The organism is Rhizobium sp. L51/94, assembly GCF_019355555.1.
Lineage (GTDB): Bacteria > Pseudomonadota > Alphaproteobacteria > Rhizobiales > Rhizobiaceae > Rhizobium > Rhizobium rhododendri.
In genome coordinates this window covers 824673-840242 of the sequence record NZ_CP072141.1, presented here as the reverse complement: position 1 = coordinate 840242, position 15570 = coordinate 824673, and the positions used below count along the sequence as shown (strand labels likewise).

The 15570-nt window shown below is 59.2% G+C and carries 18 protein-coding genes; 7 read left to right on the top strand and 11 right to left on the bottom strand.

Features of this window, described 5'->3' with window-relative positions; translation table 11 throughout:
- Positions 1 to 3 precede the first annotated feature (3 nt).
- From J5274_RS04045 to J5274_RS04020, 6 genes are all read right to left on the bottom strand, one after another.
- Positions 4 to 1272, bottom strand: a complete 1269-nt coding sequence (locus J5274_RS04045; protein ID WP_142830001.1) for a CpaE family protein — start codon at positions 1270 to 1272, stop codon at positions 4 to 6.
- Positions 1273 to 1318: 46 nt separating this feature from the next.
- Entirely contained in the window at positions 1319 to 2074 is a 756-nt protein-coding gene (locus J5274_RS04040) for a CpaD family pilus assembly protein (protein WP_142829999.1), read from the bottom strand.
- A 9-nt stretch (positions 2075 to 2083) separates the two neighbouring features.
- The gene (locus J5274_RS04035; RefSeq protein ID WP_374113733.1) at positions 2084 to 3625 is read right to left on the bottom strand and encodes a type II and III secretion system protein family protein; all 1542 of its coding nucleotides are present in this window, start codon (positions 3623 to 3625) and stop codon (positions 2084 to 2086) included.
- Positions 3622 to 4431, bottom strand: coding sequence for a Flp pilus assembly protein CpaB (cpaB, locus tag J5274_RS04030; RefSeq protein ID WP_142829997.1), 810 nt, complete (start codon positions 4429 to 4431; stop codon positions 3622 to 3624). The genes J5274_RS04035 and cpaB overlap by 4 nt, the downstream gene beginning before the upstream one ends.
- A 126-nt stretch (positions 4432 to 4557) precedes the next feature.
- Entirely contained in the window at positions 4558 to 5067 is a 510-nt protein-coding gene (locus J5274_RS04025; protein WP_142829995.1) for a prepilin peptidase, read from the bottom strand.
- A gap of 137 nt (positions 5068 to 5204) precedes the next feature.
- Entirely contained in the window at positions 5205 to 5378 is a 174-nt protein-coding gene (locus J5274_RS04020) for a Flp family type IVb pilin (protein WP_142829993.1), read from the bottom strand.
- Positions 5379 to 5781: 403 nt separating this feature from the next.
- On the opposite strand from J5274_RS04020, the gene J5274_RS04015 reads away from it, so the two are divergent.
- The 7 genes from J5274_RS04015 to J5274_RS03985 all read left to right on the top strand — a co-directional run bounded on the left by J5274_RS04015 (position 5782) and on the right by J5274_RS03985 (position 11302).
- On the top strand, positions 5782 to 6201 hold the full coding sequence (locus J5274_RS04015) for a pilus assembly protein N-terminal domain-containing protein (protein WP_142829991.1): 420 nt from the start codon (positions 5782 to 5784) through the stop codon (positions 6199 to 6201).
- A gap of 96 nt (positions 6202 to 6297) precedes the next feature.
- Positions 6298 to 6936 (top strand): TadE/TadG family type IV pilus assembly protein, encoded by a 639-nt coding sequence (locus J5274_RS04010; protein ID WP_374113740.1) that lies wholly within the window; start codon positions 6298 to 6300, stop codon positions 6934 to 6936.
- A gap of 26 nt (positions 6937 to 6962) precedes the next feature.
- Positions 6963 to 7553 carry a TadE/TadG family type IV pilus assembly protein gene (locus J5274_RS04005; protein ID WP_142830245.1) on the top strand — a complete coding sequence of 197 codons (591 nt, stop codon included), beginning with the start codon at positions 6963 to 6965 and terminating at the stop codon, positions 7551 to 7553.
- A gap of 125 nt (positions 7554 to 7678) precedes the next feature.
- Positions 7679 to 8899: a phosphopentomutase gene (locus tag J5274_RS04000; protein WP_142829989.1), complete on the top strand. Its 1221-nt coding sequence runs from the start codon at positions 7679 to 7681 to the stop codon at positions 8897 to 8899.
- Entirely contained in the window at positions 8896 to 9864 is a 969-nt protein-coding gene (locus J5274_RS03995) for an adenosine deaminase (RefSeq protein WP_142829987.1), read from the top strand. The genes J5274_RS04000 and J5274_RS03995 overlap by 4 nt, the downstream gene beginning before the upstream one ends.
- A 120-nt stretch (positions 9865 to 9984) precedes the next feature.
- Entirely contained in the window at positions 9985 to 10614 is a 630-nt protein-coding gene (gene upp, locus J5274_RS03990) for a uracil phosphoribosyltransferase (protein WP_111215855.1), read from the top strand.
- A gap of 163 nt (positions 10615 to 10777) precedes the next feature.
- Positions 10778 to 11302 (top strand): TIGR02281 family clan AA aspartic protease, encoded by a 525-nt coding sequence (locus J5274_RS03985; RefSeq protein WP_219274933.1) that lies wholly within the window; start codon positions 10778 to 10780, stop codon positions 11300 to 11302.
- A 6-nt stretch (positions 11303 to 11308) separates the two neighbouring features.
- Here the strand turns inward: J5274_RS03985 and deoA are convergent, their stop codons facing one another.
- From deoA to J5274_RS03960, 5 genes are read right to left on the bottom strand one after another with little or no spacing between them, the layout of a single operon-like run.
- The gene (gene deoA / locus J5274_RS03980; RefSeq protein ID WP_142829985.1) at positions 11309 to 12622 is read right to left on the bottom strand and encodes a thymidine phosphorylase; all 1314 of its coding nucleotides are present in this window, start codon (positions 12620 to 12622) and stop codon (positions 11309 to 11311) included.
- A gap of 3 nt (positions 12623 to 12625) precedes the next feature.
- Complete coding sequence (gene deoC / locus J5274_RS03975) at positions 12626 to 13399, bottom strand: deoxyribose-phosphate aldolase (protein ID WP_142829983.1); 774 nt, start codon at positions 13397 to 13399, stop codon at positions 12626 to 12628.
- Complete coding sequence (locus J5274_RS03970) at positions 13396 to 14205, bottom strand: purine-nucleoside phosphorylase (protein ID WP_142829981.1); 810 nt, start codon at positions 14203 to 14205, stop codon at positions 13396 to 13398. The genes deoC and J5274_RS03970 overlap by 4 nt, the downstream gene beginning before the upstream one ends.
- Positions 14202 to 14594: a cytidine deaminase gene (locus tag J5274_RS03965; RefSeq protein ID WP_142829979.1), complete on the bottom strand. Its 393-nt coding sequence runs from the start codon at positions 14592 to 14594 to the stop codon at positions 14202 to 14204. Before J5274_RS03965 ends, J5274_RS03970 begins: the two co-directional genes overlap by 4 nt.
- Before the next feature lies 1 nt (position 14595).
- Positions 14596 to 15567 carry an ABC transporter permease gene (locus J5274_RS03960; protein WP_111215846.1) on the bottom strand — a complete coding sequence of 324 codons (972 nt, stop codon included), beginning with the start codon at positions 15565 to 15567 and terminating at the stop codon, positions 14596 to 14598.
- Between the last annotated feature and the right edge of the window lie 3 nt (positions 15568 to 15570).

Here is a 15570-nt window from a genome sequence, read left to right as displayed (position 1 = left end):
GTCTTATTTCCGCTTCAGAAGACCCATCAGGCCTCCCTTGCGCGACTTCTTCATTGCGATGCGGCCGGTAACGATGTGGGAGATCTGGGAGAATGTCTCGGCGATCGGCGACTTCGCGTCGACCTCCGAAATCATCCGGCCACTGTTCGCCGCATTGCCGAACAGGGCTACGTCGAATGGAATGATAGCGATCGGATCGACTTCCAGTGGCTCGCAGAATTCCGAGATACCAATTTCCGGTCTTTTCGGCATGCCCACCTGGTTGAGGATCAAATGTGGGACCTTGTCGTTCGGCCGCATCTTGCGCAAAGCATCCAGCATGTTCTTGGCGTTGCGAAGATTTGCGAGGTCGGGCATGGCACAAATCACCACGTCGTCGACGCTCGAAAGTACAGCCCGGGTCCATTCCGACCACATATGCGGCACGTCCAGCACTGTCACTGGCGCGCTTCGCTGCAACACGTCCAGCACGGGCTGGAAGGCATGGCCTTCGAAATCATAGGCGCGGTCGAGCATCGACGGAGCGGCCAGCAGCGACAGGTGCTTCGAGCACTTCGTCAGCAGGCGATCGAGAAAGACCTCGTCCAGACGGTCGGGCGCAAAGACTGCCTCGGCTATCCCCTGGGCCGGATCCTGATCGAAATCGATATTTGCCGTGCCGAAAGGGAGATCCAAGTCTGCAAGTATAGTCTCGGTGGAGAACAGGTTGGAGATGCCGAAAGCGCAGTTGTGAGCAATCGTCGAAGCGCCGACGCCGCCCTTGGCGCCAATGAACGCGATGCTGCGGCCGATCGGCTCGGCATCAGGATCGATGAAGATCGTCGACATCGCCGCCATCAGGTCGGACATTGCCACTGGCTGGACCATGTATTCCGAGATGCCGTTGCGCATCAGTTCGCGATAGAGCGTGATGTCGTTGTGGTAGCCGACGATAACGACCTTGGTGCTGGGGTCGCAGACCGCAGCAACCGGGGCGAGATCGGTCAGGATGGATGCCGGCGGAGAGCGGGTCTCGATAATGATCAGGTTCGGCGTCGGGGCGCTGGAAAACATGTTTGCCGCCGCCGCAGCGCCGCCGCTGGTGATGCGCAGGCTGACCTTTGCCATGCGCCGGTCGTTGCCAAAACGCTCCATCAACTGCTGCAGCGATTCGCTCTCGCAAAAGGCATGCACGGAGATGCGCGGAAGAGGACGCATGCTCTCGAGATCGCCGATGCGGGGACTGGCCGCATCCGCCTTTTCCATCTGGATATCGTAATCGATCGCGCTCATGGTCGTGTCCTGTCGTGTTTCCCGGTCAGAGCCTCCAGCCTGAAGATCATCCGCCGCTGCCGCTGAACCCGCCTATCGACGATGAACTCGTCGGGGTGGAGCCGCTGCGATAGCTCTCGATCACCTTGCCGCGCTGTTCCGCATCGATCGGTGTCTGCGCCCTTGGCGCGACGAGATCGGTAGGGTTGGCTACCTGTGCCGCCAGGTTGCTTTGAGACGCACAGCCGAAGTTATAGTAATTCTGGTTGTCGAAGGGTTTGTCCGCCAGATCTTCAGGCCACTGCCCGCAAGCGTTCGTAACCGCGGTGGTGGCCATGAAATGCAGCCGGATCGGCGCCGCGTCGCCTGCTCCACCCGCAGGATAGAAGCTATCAGCGATGCGCCGGGACGGGATGCCGCTGGCCACCAGTTCCTGGCGAACCTGATGGCGCACGTCGGCAATCGCCTGGCTGTTCATTGCGCCCTGCGGCGTCATGATTTCGACAGTGCCGGTTGCATGGGCCTTGTAGTCCTGAGCGAAGCCGCGGATCATATCCCGCGTGCCCTGGGTGAGGCGCCGATCGCTGGCAGCAACCGGAATGTCGACATTATGCTCGGCCTGCGTCAGGACGATGGGGTGACGTTGGCGGTAGTCGTCGTGGACAGAGCCGGTCGTCATGTCGTCATGGTTGGCGCAGCCGGCAAGGACAGCGACCATAAGTGCAGCAGACGACATCCTCAGGCGGCTTGCGTTCAGAACATGCAGTCGGGTGCGGGGCATGGCGACATCTCTCTCGGCGTTGGTTGACTGGCGGATCGTCATCACGCGCCCCTACTTGTAGATGAAGCCGACGGAGCCATGAAATTCGGCATCCGCGACTGGGGTGTCACGGCGGCCATAGACCTTGTTGACACGGTTGAGGAAGAAGGCGCCTGCATCGTTGGCGGGCGAGAAATTATCGTCCGGCCGTGACAGCGCGTTGCGGGCGACGGGACGGACGAGATAGGGCGTGGCGATGATCACCAGTTCGCTTTCGTCTCGCTCGACGCTTTTCTGCCGGAACAGGGCGCCGAGGATCGGGATTTTGGATGCACCCGGCGTGCCATTGGTGGTCTGCTGGATGTTGTCGCTGAGCAAGCCGGCAAGCGCGATGGAGCCGCCGGATGGCAACTCTACAGACGTGTCGGCAGCGCGCTGATTGTAGGTCGCTGTACCGGCCGTTCCGACCGGTTCGGAAACCTGTGTGTTGATGTGCAAGCTGATGCGACCGGCAGAGAGCACCACGGGCGTGAACGAGAGGCTGATACCGTAGGTGTAAGGGGTGATCGTGACCTTGCCATCGCTGTCGGTCGAGGAATAGAGGGTCTGGCCACCGGAATTGAAGGTGGCCGCCTGCCCGGAAATTGCCGTCAGCGTCGGCTCCGCCAAGGTGCGAATGGCCTTGGCCTGCTCCAATGCGTTCATGTAGCTGTGGATGTCGTACTTGCCGACCGCAAATTTGAAAAGGGCAGCCAAGCCACCATTGCCGGCCGCGACAGCAGGATCACCGCCAATCAGGCCTGTGGTGGAATTTGTGTTGATGTTTCCAAGTTGGGCGACCGTCAGGCCGGACGAATTTCCGACAAGGTTATCGAAGCCAATCTGCTTCAGGACGCTCCGCTTGATCTCAGCAACGGTGACTTTCAGCGTTACCTGGTCTTCGCCATCGATCTGCAAAAAGTTCTTGATGGAGGACGTCTGCCGGTTTTCAGCGAAAATCGCCACTGCGCTGCTGGATCCGCTGCCGCTGGCGGTCGTGTTTCGGGTCGTTGCTTCGCCACCCTTGAGGAACGCCTGCGCAAGGTCGACGGCGCGCGACGAATCCATCGGCGTGCGGACGGTGCCGGTCAGGACGATGTTGTCGGAGACGATTTCGACATGGATATCAGAGTCTGGAATGAAGCGCTTGAGATTGGCCTGCAGACCTGTGATGTCGCGCTCGATGGAGATGTCGAGGGTCGCGACTTCTTCACCGTTGGCGCCGAACACGAAGATGTTTGTCTGGCCGACCGTCTTGCCGAAAAGGTAGATGCGGCGCGAGGTGCGTGTCACCGCGTCGGCCATCGTCGGGTCGGAGACGAGGATATCATGGGCATCGGCCGGCAGATCAACGACCAATGCCTTGTTGAGACCGAGATTCAGCCGCTTGTGGTTACCGATCCCGGCGATGGTCACGATGCTGTCGGACGTCTCGGCCAGAGCTTCGTCTACCGACAGGAAGTGCGGCACGATCTGCAGGGGCAGGCCGCCGAAGGCGACAGAGAATGCGAGCAGCGCCGAGAGCGAACGGCTGGTCCCTGGTTTAGTCATCCGCATGGTCGCGCCCTCTTTCATTGTACCTTGACCGCCGCGCCGCTTGGGACGATGGCGCCGGATTTGATGACCTGCACGACAGATGCACCACTGTCTCCGGACAACAGGTAGTCGGCAGCGCCCGTATCGGGCTCCTGCGCATCTGCGACCGAGCGCAGTGCCATGGACAATTTGTCAGCCATCTGCTGTGCCGTCGCCAGCACCTTCGCCTGGTCGGGGGTAAGTTCCAGCGTCGCGGTCGCACCGACGGCTGACTTCGAGCCATCAGGCTTCTGCTCGATCTGCTGGTCGATAGCGAGCACGCGCACGTTGCTCAGAATCGTCTCTGTCTGAAACTTGGCAGAATCGCCCTTGCGAACCATCAAAATATCGACGCGGTCGTTGGGAAGAATGAAGCCACCCGCGCCTGTCGCGACCGAGATTTCCGTGGCCACGGCCCGCTTGCCGGCGGGCAGCAGCGAGGAAAGGATGCGGCTGTTGGAATCGGCGACCTTTTCCTCGCGGATCGGTTCGCCTTCGAAGATCGGCAGGCGAACGACTGAGCCGAGCATATCTTTCAACGCATCGGGACGGTCCGTCTCGGTGATGACGCCCTTGACGACACCCGCCTCCGGCCAGTCCATCCAGCGGATCGAGCTATCGTTCAAGCGTGAGCCGATGGGCAAGTTGGCGGCTGCGACCAGAACCTTGACGGAGGGTTCCCTCTGCATCACCGTTGCAACTTCCGGAACGACATTGCGACCGCCCGCAAGGCGCATTGCCAGTACGCCGGCAAGACCTGCCGCGCCAACTGCAACAACGAGAATGATCAGGCGAGCGGGTTTCATTATTCATCCTTGGGAACAAGACTGTTCGCCACTAAGGATGCACCGCAATTGGTATACTTATGGTTAATGAATGACTTACAACTTAGCTTAAGAAGTCATGAATACAGACTTCCTTCCAACCCGAGATCATGACTGATTGAGAGCAGCCAGAAACAGGGGAGACGACGGGAAAGCGATAAACCCGCCAATGCCGATCGCGATGCCGTACGGTATTTTCTTAGCATGTGTCAGGGATTGGGGTATCGACATACCGATGACGGAAAGGATGTCTGCGCGGGCGCGCATGGCGAAGATCAGCACTGTCATGATGCCGCCGACGACGCTGACATATACGGCGAATTCCAGGAGAGACTGGTCGAACCCGAACCACAATGCGGCGGCGCTCAGGAGCTTGGCATCGCCACCGCCCATAATGTTGAGCGCGAAGAAGCCGAAGCAAAGGGCAAAGACAATCAGCGCACCCAGAAAATGCATTCCGATTACTGCTAGCGGCAGACCCGTGAAGGGGGCGACCAGCAGAAATGCCCCGACGAGGATGACGGAAACCCGATTGGGGATGGTCATAGTGAAAAGATCGGAGAATGCAGCAACCGCCATGCAAAGCGGAAAAATCAAGAAAATTGCGGCCCCGATCATACTCATCTCCATAAAGTCGCTGTGATGGTAACAGCCATTGCCTAAGGAAGAATGACCGGTCTATGACGCCGGAAATGGCAAAAAGCCGCTGCCCTGAGGGGATGCGGCTTTTCATTCAAATTTATCGGCGAGAATTATCAGCCTGCGTAGTTCAACTTGCCAGCAATGTTCTTGAACTGGTTGTTCAAGGCACCGCCGAGGGTGGTTGCACCGGCGATCAGGGCTACGGAGATCAGAGCAGCGATCAAGCCGTATTCAATTGCAGTCGCACCGGATTCGTCTTTCAAGAAACGCGCGAAAAGCTTGGTCATGGAAACTCCTACTCCACATGTTGACAGCAAGTCCGCCAACTGTTTGCCGTTGATCGGATGAGGGGAAATTATCGAACGGCTGTTTCAATCGACTTAAAAAAAATAGTAAACAAAATGATAATAGGCTTTCGCGATCATGGTAGTTAACGAAGAGAGTGATTAACGTATAGTATTGTTTCGAGTCATCTATTGCACGGCAGCAGCAGCGACAGACATGTCACAGAGTAAATCAAACGGCTCCTTACGATACATAGATCTCACCTTCAAATTCCCATTTCTACACATATGGTGCCATCAACCTTCATCAATCGACGCATTATTCGGCATATTAACGCTTAGTTTACTAATACTTTTCATTCTATCGCGTACGAGCACCGAGAATTCGCCCGAGAGGCCCCCCTTCATGTTCCAGCAAGGCAGATCCGTTTTATTCGGCTGCATCGTCGCAGCGACAGGACTCTTGCCAGGGATCTCCGTGGCCGGGGACAACATGCTGCGGGTGTTCATGGATCATGCACGCATACTGAGGCTAGATCGCCCGGTCAGCAAAGTGATCATCGGAAACTCGCAGGTGGCCGATGCGACAGTCGCGGATCCGAAGACGATCGTTTTGACAGGTCGCAGTTTCGGCACGACGAACATCGTTCTTCTCGACTCCGACGGCAACGCGATTGTCGACGAGCGTATTCTTGTATCGATCGACGAAGGCAATACGGTTCGCGTCTATCGCCAGACGGAGCGCTCCGTTCTTTCCTGCACACCGAACTGCGAGGTTCACGCTCAGCAAAGCAGCGCTGCCGCACCGGTTGCCGCCACGCCATAGACGATGTCTTGGCATCGGAAGTTTAAGAGAAAACGCAACGGAATATCAATGAAGTCCGCATAGGGTCCGCGCGTTGATAGAAGCGTGGAAATCATGATGACGGTGGATGGGCAGGACAAAGGTGACACCGCGCTAGTCCGGCATCCTATCCTGAAGCGCCTCAGACGCATCGTGCGCTCGAAAGATGGGGCGACGGCAATTGAGTTTGCCCTGCTGGCGGTCCCCTATTTCATCATAATCTTTGCGATCATCGAGACATTCGTCGCCTTCACTGCCGAACAACTGGTGGTCAATGCCACGGATACGCTGTCGAGAAAGCTTCGCACCGGACAGATTACCTACGCGATGGGACGCACCGCGACCGACATGGATCAAACGAAGTTTCGGACCGCATTCTGCGCCGAGATTGCCATTATGATCAGCTGCTCCCCGAGCGAGATCGCCACACCGGCGAAATTGTATCTTGATGTTGAGACCTACACGTCCTTCGCCGACATTCCAGTGAAAATTCCTCGCGTCTCCACTGCCGCGTACGCCGACATAGATCCGTCGGGCTTCAAATTTGCGCCAGGCGGCCCAAGTTCCATCAACATGGTGCGAGCTTATTATCGTTGGAAGATTACAACCGATATCGTGCGGCCCTATATCACCACAATCCGACCGGCCAACGGTTCGATGCCGACCGACTTCCTGATTATCGCCACAACGGCCTTTCAAAATGAGAAATACCCTTGAGCGCCCCGGATCTACACAGTTACGGGATGCGCCGGAGGCTGCAACGGGCGCTCGATAGCCGTATTGCGCGCCTCGGTTTGCGCCTGGTGCGCGACAAGGGCGGTGTTGGCGCCATCGAATTCGCCATACTCGTTCCGGTCCTGCTGCTTCTGTACCTCGGCGCGCTGCAGACGACGGTCGCGCTCAGCGTTGCCCAGCGAACGAGCCGCGCGGCAGGAACTGTCGCAGATATCGTTACGCAGCAGTCGACAGTATCGAAATCTATTCTCTCGACCATGCCATCCGTCGTCAATGCAATCTTTGTGCCTTACGCCACTACCGGCATGACGCTGAAGATCACCGGCATCCAGATCGATGCCAGCAGCAAGGCTACGGTGCTTTGGTCGTGGGAGCAGGACGGGACGACTGCCTATGCGGTCAATAGTGCTGTGACAGGGGTGCCGACCGCACTCAACAAACCAAATTCGTTCTTGGTCAGAACCGAGCTTGGGGTGCCTTACAAGCTCATCAGCTTTGGACCGGACTTCCTACCGGCGGGCATGAATTCGATCACTATGCAGCGGCAATATTTCTACCGTCAGCGCACCGGAACTTCGATCAAGTGCGACGATTGCTGAGGCGCTGACGCAGGACGACGAGAACCCGGCGAAATTGCCAAGTGCGTACTGCCACTATATGGGTACTCGCCTGCAAGCCGCCGGAAGATCCGTTGCGGATACTGATCGTCTTTGTCGGGTAGCTCATGGCGCGCGCTTTTCTCTTCGTTCTTGATTCCTTCGGCGTCGGCGGTGGCCCGGACGCAGCATCCTACGGCGACCAGGGCGCCGATACGCTTGGCCATATTGCCGAGTTTTGCGCCGCAGGAGCGGCAGACCGTGCAGGCCTTCGCGCGGGTCCGCTGACGCTCCCTAACATGTCGGCGCTGGGGCTGATGCAGATCGCCAAGAGTGCGGCTGGTGCCTACCCCGCCGGAATGACGATGCCGGAGCGCATTTATGGTCTCTATGGATGCGCCAATGAAGTGTCGCGCGGCAAGGACACACCCTCCGGTCATTGGGAAATCGCCGGTACGCCCGTAACCTTCGACTGGGGCTATTTTCCAGCGGAGGGCGACGCGTTTCCCCCGGAGTTCGTGGCGAGCTTCTGCCGTGCTGCCGAAATCCCCGGCATCCTCGGCAATTGCCACGCATCCGGAACCGACATCATTGCCCGCCATGGCGAAGAGCATATGCGGACCGGCAGGCCCATCTGCTATACGTCCTCGGATTCAGTATTCCAGATAGCCGCGCACGAAGTGAGTTTCGGGCTCGATCGCCTGCTGCATGTGTGTCGCATCGCCCGGGCGCTGCTCGATGAATTCAATATCGGGCGTGTCATTGCCAGACCGTTCGTCGGCAGTACGGCTGCAAATTTCGAGCGCACCGGTAACCGTCGTGATTTTTCCGTCCTGCCGCCGGAGCCGACGCTGCTGGATCGGCTGGTCGCCGGTGGCCGAAAAGTCCATGCGATCGGCAAGATCGGCGATATCTTTGCCCATCAGGGTATCTCGACGGAGGTCAAGGCAAACGGCAACGACGCTTTGATGGACGCATCGTTGAAGGCAATGGAGTATGCCGAGGACGGCGATCTTGTGTTCACCAATTTCGTCGATTTCGACATGGTCTATGGTCACCGTCGCGATGTAGCCGGGTATGCTGCCGCACTCGAGGCATTCGATGCGCGCCTTCCGGAGGTGCATCGCAAGCTCAAGGCGGGCGATCTGGTGATCCTGACCGCCGACCATGGCTGCGACCCCACCTGGCGCGGCACCGACCATACCCGCGAGCGCGTCCCGATCATCGCCTACGGACCCGGCCTCCGCTCGCGTGCCATCGGCATTCGTCAAAGCTTTGCCGATATCGGCGAGACCGTCGCTGCCCATCTCGGCATTGCCGCTGGACCCTACGGGAGGAGCTTTCTGTGACATCGCACCTGAAAAAGATCGAGCTTCATTGCCACCTCGAGGGTGCCGCTCCGCCGAGCCTCACGGCAGAACAAGCGCTGAAATACGGCGTCGATACCCGCGGCTTCCTGCGCGATGGTACTTATCTCTGGAATGATTTCGCGGAATTTATCGTCGCCTACGACCAGGTCGCGTCAGTCTACCGCACAGAGGAAGACTATGCCCTCCTGACCGAGACCTATCTCGAGGAGCTGGCGGCCATCGGAACTATTTACAGCGAGTTGATCGTATCTCCGGACCACGGCGACCGCATCGGCCTTGGTGCCGATGCCTATATTGCCGGAGTATCGGCCGGCATTCACGCGGCAAAGGCGAGAACCGGGATCGAGGCCCGGCTGATTGTCACCGGGGAACGGCATTTCGGCCCTGAGCGCGTCATCAAGGCTGCGGAATATGCCGCACGGAGCGACAATCCGCTGATTACCGGTTTCAACATGGCAGGTGAAGAGCGCATGGGGCGTGTTGCCGATTACGCCCGGGCCTTCGATATCGCGCGCGACGCGGGCCTTGGCCTGACGATCCATGCCGGCGAAGTCTGTGGCGCCTTCAGCGTGTCAGATGCCCTCGATCTCGTTCGCCCGAGCCGCATCGGCCACGGCGTTCGCGCGGTCGAGGATAGCGAGCTTGTCAGGCGTCTGGCGGATCTCGGCACAGTCCTGGAGGTCTGCCCCGGCTCCAACATCGCACTGAATGTCTTTCCCGACTTCGAATCGCATCCGCTACGCCGTTTGAAGGAGGCGGGGGTCCGCGTCACAATCAGCTCCGACGATCCGCCGTTTTTCAAGACGTCGCTGGAGCGCGAATATGCGTTGGCGCGTTCGGCATTCGGCTTCAGCGAGGCCGAGATCAACGCGATGACCCGCACCGGTCTGGAGGCAGCCTTTGTTGACGATGAGACACGTTCAAGGCTGCTAGCCATGATTTAAACACGTCTGCAATCAGAGACTGGGGATGCTTGGAACCGAATCGCCGCGTTCTCTTGCGGTGAGGGCAACTTCCGTGGAAGAACAGGTTTTATTCTGAAATCCAAGCGGAAGGCTGAAATCATGGACGGCGTTACGGTTATCAATCACCCGCTTGTGCAGCACAAACTCACCATCATGCGGCGCAAGGACACCTCGACCGGCAGCTTTCGACGCCTGCTGCGCGAGATTTCGACACTGCTCTGCTATGAAGTCACACGCGACCTCGAACTGACGATGGAAACGATCGAGACGCCATTGCAGGAGATGGAATCGCCGATCCTCGAAGGCAAGAAGCTCGTCTTCGCGTCGATCCTGCGTGCCGGCAATGGCTTGCTCGAAGGTATGCTCGACCTCGTGCCTTCAGCACGTGTCTCGCATATCGGCGTCTATCGTGACCATGAGACGCTGCAGCCGGTGGAGTATTACTTCAAGGCGCCGGAAGATATTGCCGAACGACTGATCATTGTTGTAGATCCGATGCTGGCGACCGGTAATTCATCGATTGCAGCTATCGACAAGCTGAAGGAACGCGGCGCTCACAACATCCGCTTCCTCTGCCTGCTGGCCGCACCGGAAGGTCTCAAGAATTTCACCGACGCGCATCCCGATGTGCCTGTCTACACTGCGTCGATCGACAGTCACCTCAACGAGAAGGGCTATATCGTCCCTGGCCTTGGTGATGCCGGCGACAGGATGTATGGGACCAAATAGACTTCATACTTCCTTAACCTATGCCTGTATTTGTGCGTTTCGTTTCTCAAATCCGCTCGATTACGCCAAGCGACGTTAGTAACTTGGCAGTAATCTTAAGATAAGGGTCACAACACATCACGCCTCGCATGACGCCAGGTTTATACAGGAAGGATTCTTGTCGATGCTTGTACGGAGCCTCGTATTTGCTGGCGTTTTCGCGACGCTCGCCACCCAGGTGCCCTCGTTCTTCCAAACGAGCGGCGCCGCCCAAAATCCGGTACCATCCCTTCTCAGCATCTCCGCACCTTCACAACAGCCGCTGGCAGTCGATTCCCATGGCAATGTGCAGCTCAGGGCAGATGCGCAAGGTCACTACAGCGGAAATTTCAAGATCAACGGCAAGTCCGTGCAGGGCCTGATCGACACGGGCGCTACCTACGTGGCCCTGAACGAGACGACTGCCCGCCATCTCGGTTATGCGATGGCATCGCTCGATTTCCGCAATGCGGTCAACACCGCCAATGGCCAGACGAAAGCCGCCTATGTGCGCCTCGACCATCTCGATATCGGCGGTATCCGTGTGCGTGACGTCGATGCACTGGTCCTGAAGGATGAAGCTTTGAGTTCGACCCTGATCGGAGTCAGCTTCTTGAAGAAGCTGGCTTCCTACAGCGTCGAGGACGGCGCGCTCCGCATGGAACAGTAAGCCTCTTCAGCCTGAAATACGCGCCACGATGAGCGGTGCCTGATCGGGCCGCTCCTCGGTGATTGTGTATGTCGCCGAAACAATGGAAGCCGCCCTTTCGGCGGCGGACATCTCTGCTGCGTGGACGGTGGCGATGCGGTCACCCTTCCGGACGAATGACGCTAGCGGCAGAAAATCGCTGAAACCTACCCGATGATCGATTTTATCCTCCGGCCGAAGACGACCGCCGCCGAGCGCGATGACCTCCATACCGATGGCGCGTGCGTCGCAGCCTGCAAGCCAGCCATCGGAAGTGGCAAGAACGGCTTTCTGGACAGGCGAGCCAATGAGATAGGCGTCTGGCCGGTCCATGAGATCGGTCGGTCCGCCGAGACCCTCGACCATGCGTGAAAATGCTTCTGCGGCTGCACCAGACGCCAGCGCTTGACGCGCCAGCTCCTCGCCGAGCTCGAGGCTGGCCGCCATTTTCGCACCGACCAGCATCTCGGCGGCGAAAGCCAGTACCAGTGTTTCAAGCCTGGTCCCTGGTTTATCGCCTTTCAGGCATTCGATCGCATTGCGCAGTTCCAACACGTTTCCAGCAGCGTCGGCCAAGGGTTCGTTCATGTCGGTGATCAATGCCGATGTCTGCAAGCCGGCGCCGTTGGCGACTTCTACAAGCGAGTGAGCCAGCACTTCCGCCTCTTCCCGGGATGTCATGAAGGCGCCATTGCCAATCTTGACGTCGAGGACCAGCGTCTGAAGTCCGGCCGCAAGCTTCTTCGACAAGATGGAGGCCGTGATGAGCGGTACCGAATCGACTGTGGCAGTCACATCCCTGATTGCATAGAGGCGTCGGTCAGCGGGAGCGAGCGAAGCGGTCTGGCCGATGATCGCGCAGCCTGCCTCCTCGACCACCTTGCGAAAACGTGCCGCATCCGGCGTAATGTCGTATCCGGGGATCGATTCCAGCTTGTCCAGCGTGCCGCCGGTATGGCCGAGGCCACGACCGGAAATCATCGGAACGGCAAGGCCGCAGGCAGCGGCAACCGGCGCCAGCACCAGCGAGACGTTGTCACCGATGCCGCCGGTCGAATGTTTGTCGGCTACCGGCTTATCGAGGCCCTTCCAGCTCAGGCTATCGCCTGAGTGGGCCATCGCCAGCGTCAGCGCCACCGTCTCGTCTCGCGACATGCCTTTGAACCATACGGCCATCGCGAAAGCACCGATCTGGCCTTCCGACAGTTCGCCGCGGGCAAGTGCACCGATAAAGCTGTCGATATCGGCGGCGCGCAGGGCTTCGCCGTCACGTTTCCGCCGGATGAACTCCTGCGGCATCATCTGTTAATAGCCGGCGGCGAGCGTGATCGGCGGACCGCCGCTAAGGACTGACAGGATATCGTCCAGCAAACCGGATGCACCGAAGCGGAACGTCGACGGCATGGCCCAGTCTGGCGCCATGATCGTCTCGGCAAGCCGGAGGTAAAGGGCAGCCTCGGCAACCGAACCGATACCCCCGGCGGGCTTGAACCCGACCTTCCGGCCACTGTCGCGGATGGTCCGCAGCATGACATCCGCCGTTTCCAGCGTCGCATTGACGGCGACCTTGCCGGTCGATGTCTTGATGAAGTCGGCGCCGGCAGCAATCGCCAGTTCGCCGGCGCGCCGGATCAGGCCCGTGTCCTTCAGTTCGCCAGTTTCGAGGATAACCTTGAGGAGAATGGGGCTCGCACATTCGGCACGGATTGCCGCGACCATTTCGGTCACCGCCGGCTCGTCACCAGCAATCAGCTTGCGATAGGGAATGACGAGGTCGATCTCGTCTGCGCCATCGGCGATTGCCTCCCGCGTTTCGGCTGCTACGTCGGCAACCTCCATGTCGCCTGCCGGAAAATTGACGACGGTGGCAATTTTCACCGCATGGTTTGTGCCAAGAATACTGCGGGCGCGGGTAACGAAGCGGGGCCAGATGCAGATTGCCGCGCTGTGGCCAAAAGGCGTCTGGGCGCGCGCGCAAAGCGTGACGATCTGCGTGTCGGTGCAATCGTCTTTCAGGTTGGTCAGATCGAGCAGGGAAAGTGCGAAAGCGGCCGTTTCCCGATGCGTGTGGTCCGTCATATCTCATCTCCTCCGCCGGCGATCATCTGCTTCAGGATCGCCGCGAGACGGGCGCCGCCGATCGGCGCCATATCCTTCGTCTCTTCATGACTGAGTTCACCCCCGGTCATGCCGGCCCCATAATTGGTTATGACGGATGCCGCCGCAACCCGCAGACCAAAGAAACGCGCCAGAATGACTTCCGGCACTGTCGACATTCCGACTGCGTCGGCGCCCAAAACCCGTGCCATGCGGATCTCTGCAGGTGTTTCGAAGCTTGGTCCGGAGAACCACATGTAGACGCCCTGCCCCAACGGGATGCCGCATTTTTTGGCCGCGCTGTGCATGCGCAACGCCAGTTCTGCGTCATAAGCGCTGGTCATGCCGACGAATCGCTTGTCGCTGTCGACACCGATAAGCGGGTTCATGCCGGAATAATTGATGTGGTCGGTGATCTGCATAACCGCGCCCGGCGGAAGCTCCTGCCGCAACGAGCCGGCGGAATTTGTCAGGATCAACTCCTCGATGCCGAGACCGGCAAGGACCTCGATGGGCACGCGCATGGCGTTTGCGTCGCCCTTTTCATAGTAGTGGACACGACCGGAGAGCATGATCACAGGCTTGCCGCCCAGCGAGCCCACGACGACTTCGCCGGCGTGGCCGGAGACACCGCTGACCGGGAAGCCCGGCAGATCGCCATAAGCAATCCGCACGACATCATCCAGCTCCTCCACGAGGGCTCCGAGGCCGGAACCAAGGATGATACCGGTACGCGGTGTCTGGCCACCCAGCCGGTCGCGCAAGAGACTGATAAGGGCGCCGGTCATCCGAGGATATCGGTCTCGAAGCTGAAGGGTAGGAGCTCCTCCATCGTCATGGTCTTCTGGACGCCGGCCTCGTCGCAGAGGTAGATTTTCGTCCCCTTGCCGGCAAACTCGGCGATCTTCTGGCGGCAACCGCCACAGGGCGGGCAGAGCGCAAGTTTCTCGGCAATCACCGCCATCTCGACGATCTTTCTGCCTCCGCCCATGATCATCATGCTGATCGCAGTCGGCTCGGCGCACCAGCCTTGAGGAAAGGAGATGTTCTCGATGTTGGCGCCGGCATAGACCTTTCCGTCATCGGCACGGATGGCGGCGCCGACCGGGAACTTCGAATAGGGCACATGAGCGTGGGTCATGGCCGCGCGGGCGGCTTCAAACAGATCGTGCGACATTCTATCGCTCCTTGGTATAGGGCACGCCACCGGCCTTCGGCGGGCGGGCGACGCCAATGAAGCCTGCAAGCAGGATGCAGGTGAGGATGTAGGGCAAGGCCTGGAAAATCTGTACCGGCACCTGGCCGATCAGCGGCACGGACTTGCCCTGCATGAAGTTGGCGAAAGCATCGAGGAAGCCGAACAGCAGGCAGGCAAACATGACAGGCACAGGCTTCCACTTGGCGAAGATCAATGCGGCCAGAGCGATGTAACCCTTGCCGGCCGACATGTCCTTGATGAAGGCTGCGGACTGGGCAATCGACAGATAGGTGCCGGAAAAGCCGCAGAGAATGCCGGCGCAGATGACAGCACGGTAGCGCAGCCAACTCACCGAAATGCCGGCCGTATCGACGGCACCGGGATTTTCACCGACGGCGCGCAGCCGCAATCCGAACCGGGTGCGATAGAGGATCCACCACGAGACCGGCACGGCCACGAAGGCGAGGTAGGTCAGGCTGTTATTGCCGGACAGGACGTCAGCATAGAGCGGGCCTATCACCGGGACGCTGCGGATCTGATCGGCACCGGGCAGGATGATCGGCGAGAAACGGCCATCGCCGGAAACCTGCGGCGTACGCCCGCCCTGGCCGAACCACGCCTGGCCGAGAACGATGGTAATACCTGCGACAAAGAAGTTGAGGGCGACGCCCGACACGATCTGATTGCCCCGGTTGGTGATCGAGGCAAAGCCGTGCACGAGACTAAGCGCGACCGAGGCGGTGATGCCGCCGGCCAGGCCGGCCCAGGCCGAGCCGGTAAGATAGGCAATGCAAGCGGCCGCAAAGGCAGAGGCCAGCATCTTTCCCTCAAGCCCGATATCGAACACGCCGGCCCGTTCGGAGAAAAGACCTGCCAGTGCCGTGAAGATCAGGGGAACCGAGAGACGGACAGTGGACCCGATGATGCTGATGAGGACGTCGTAATAATCCATGAT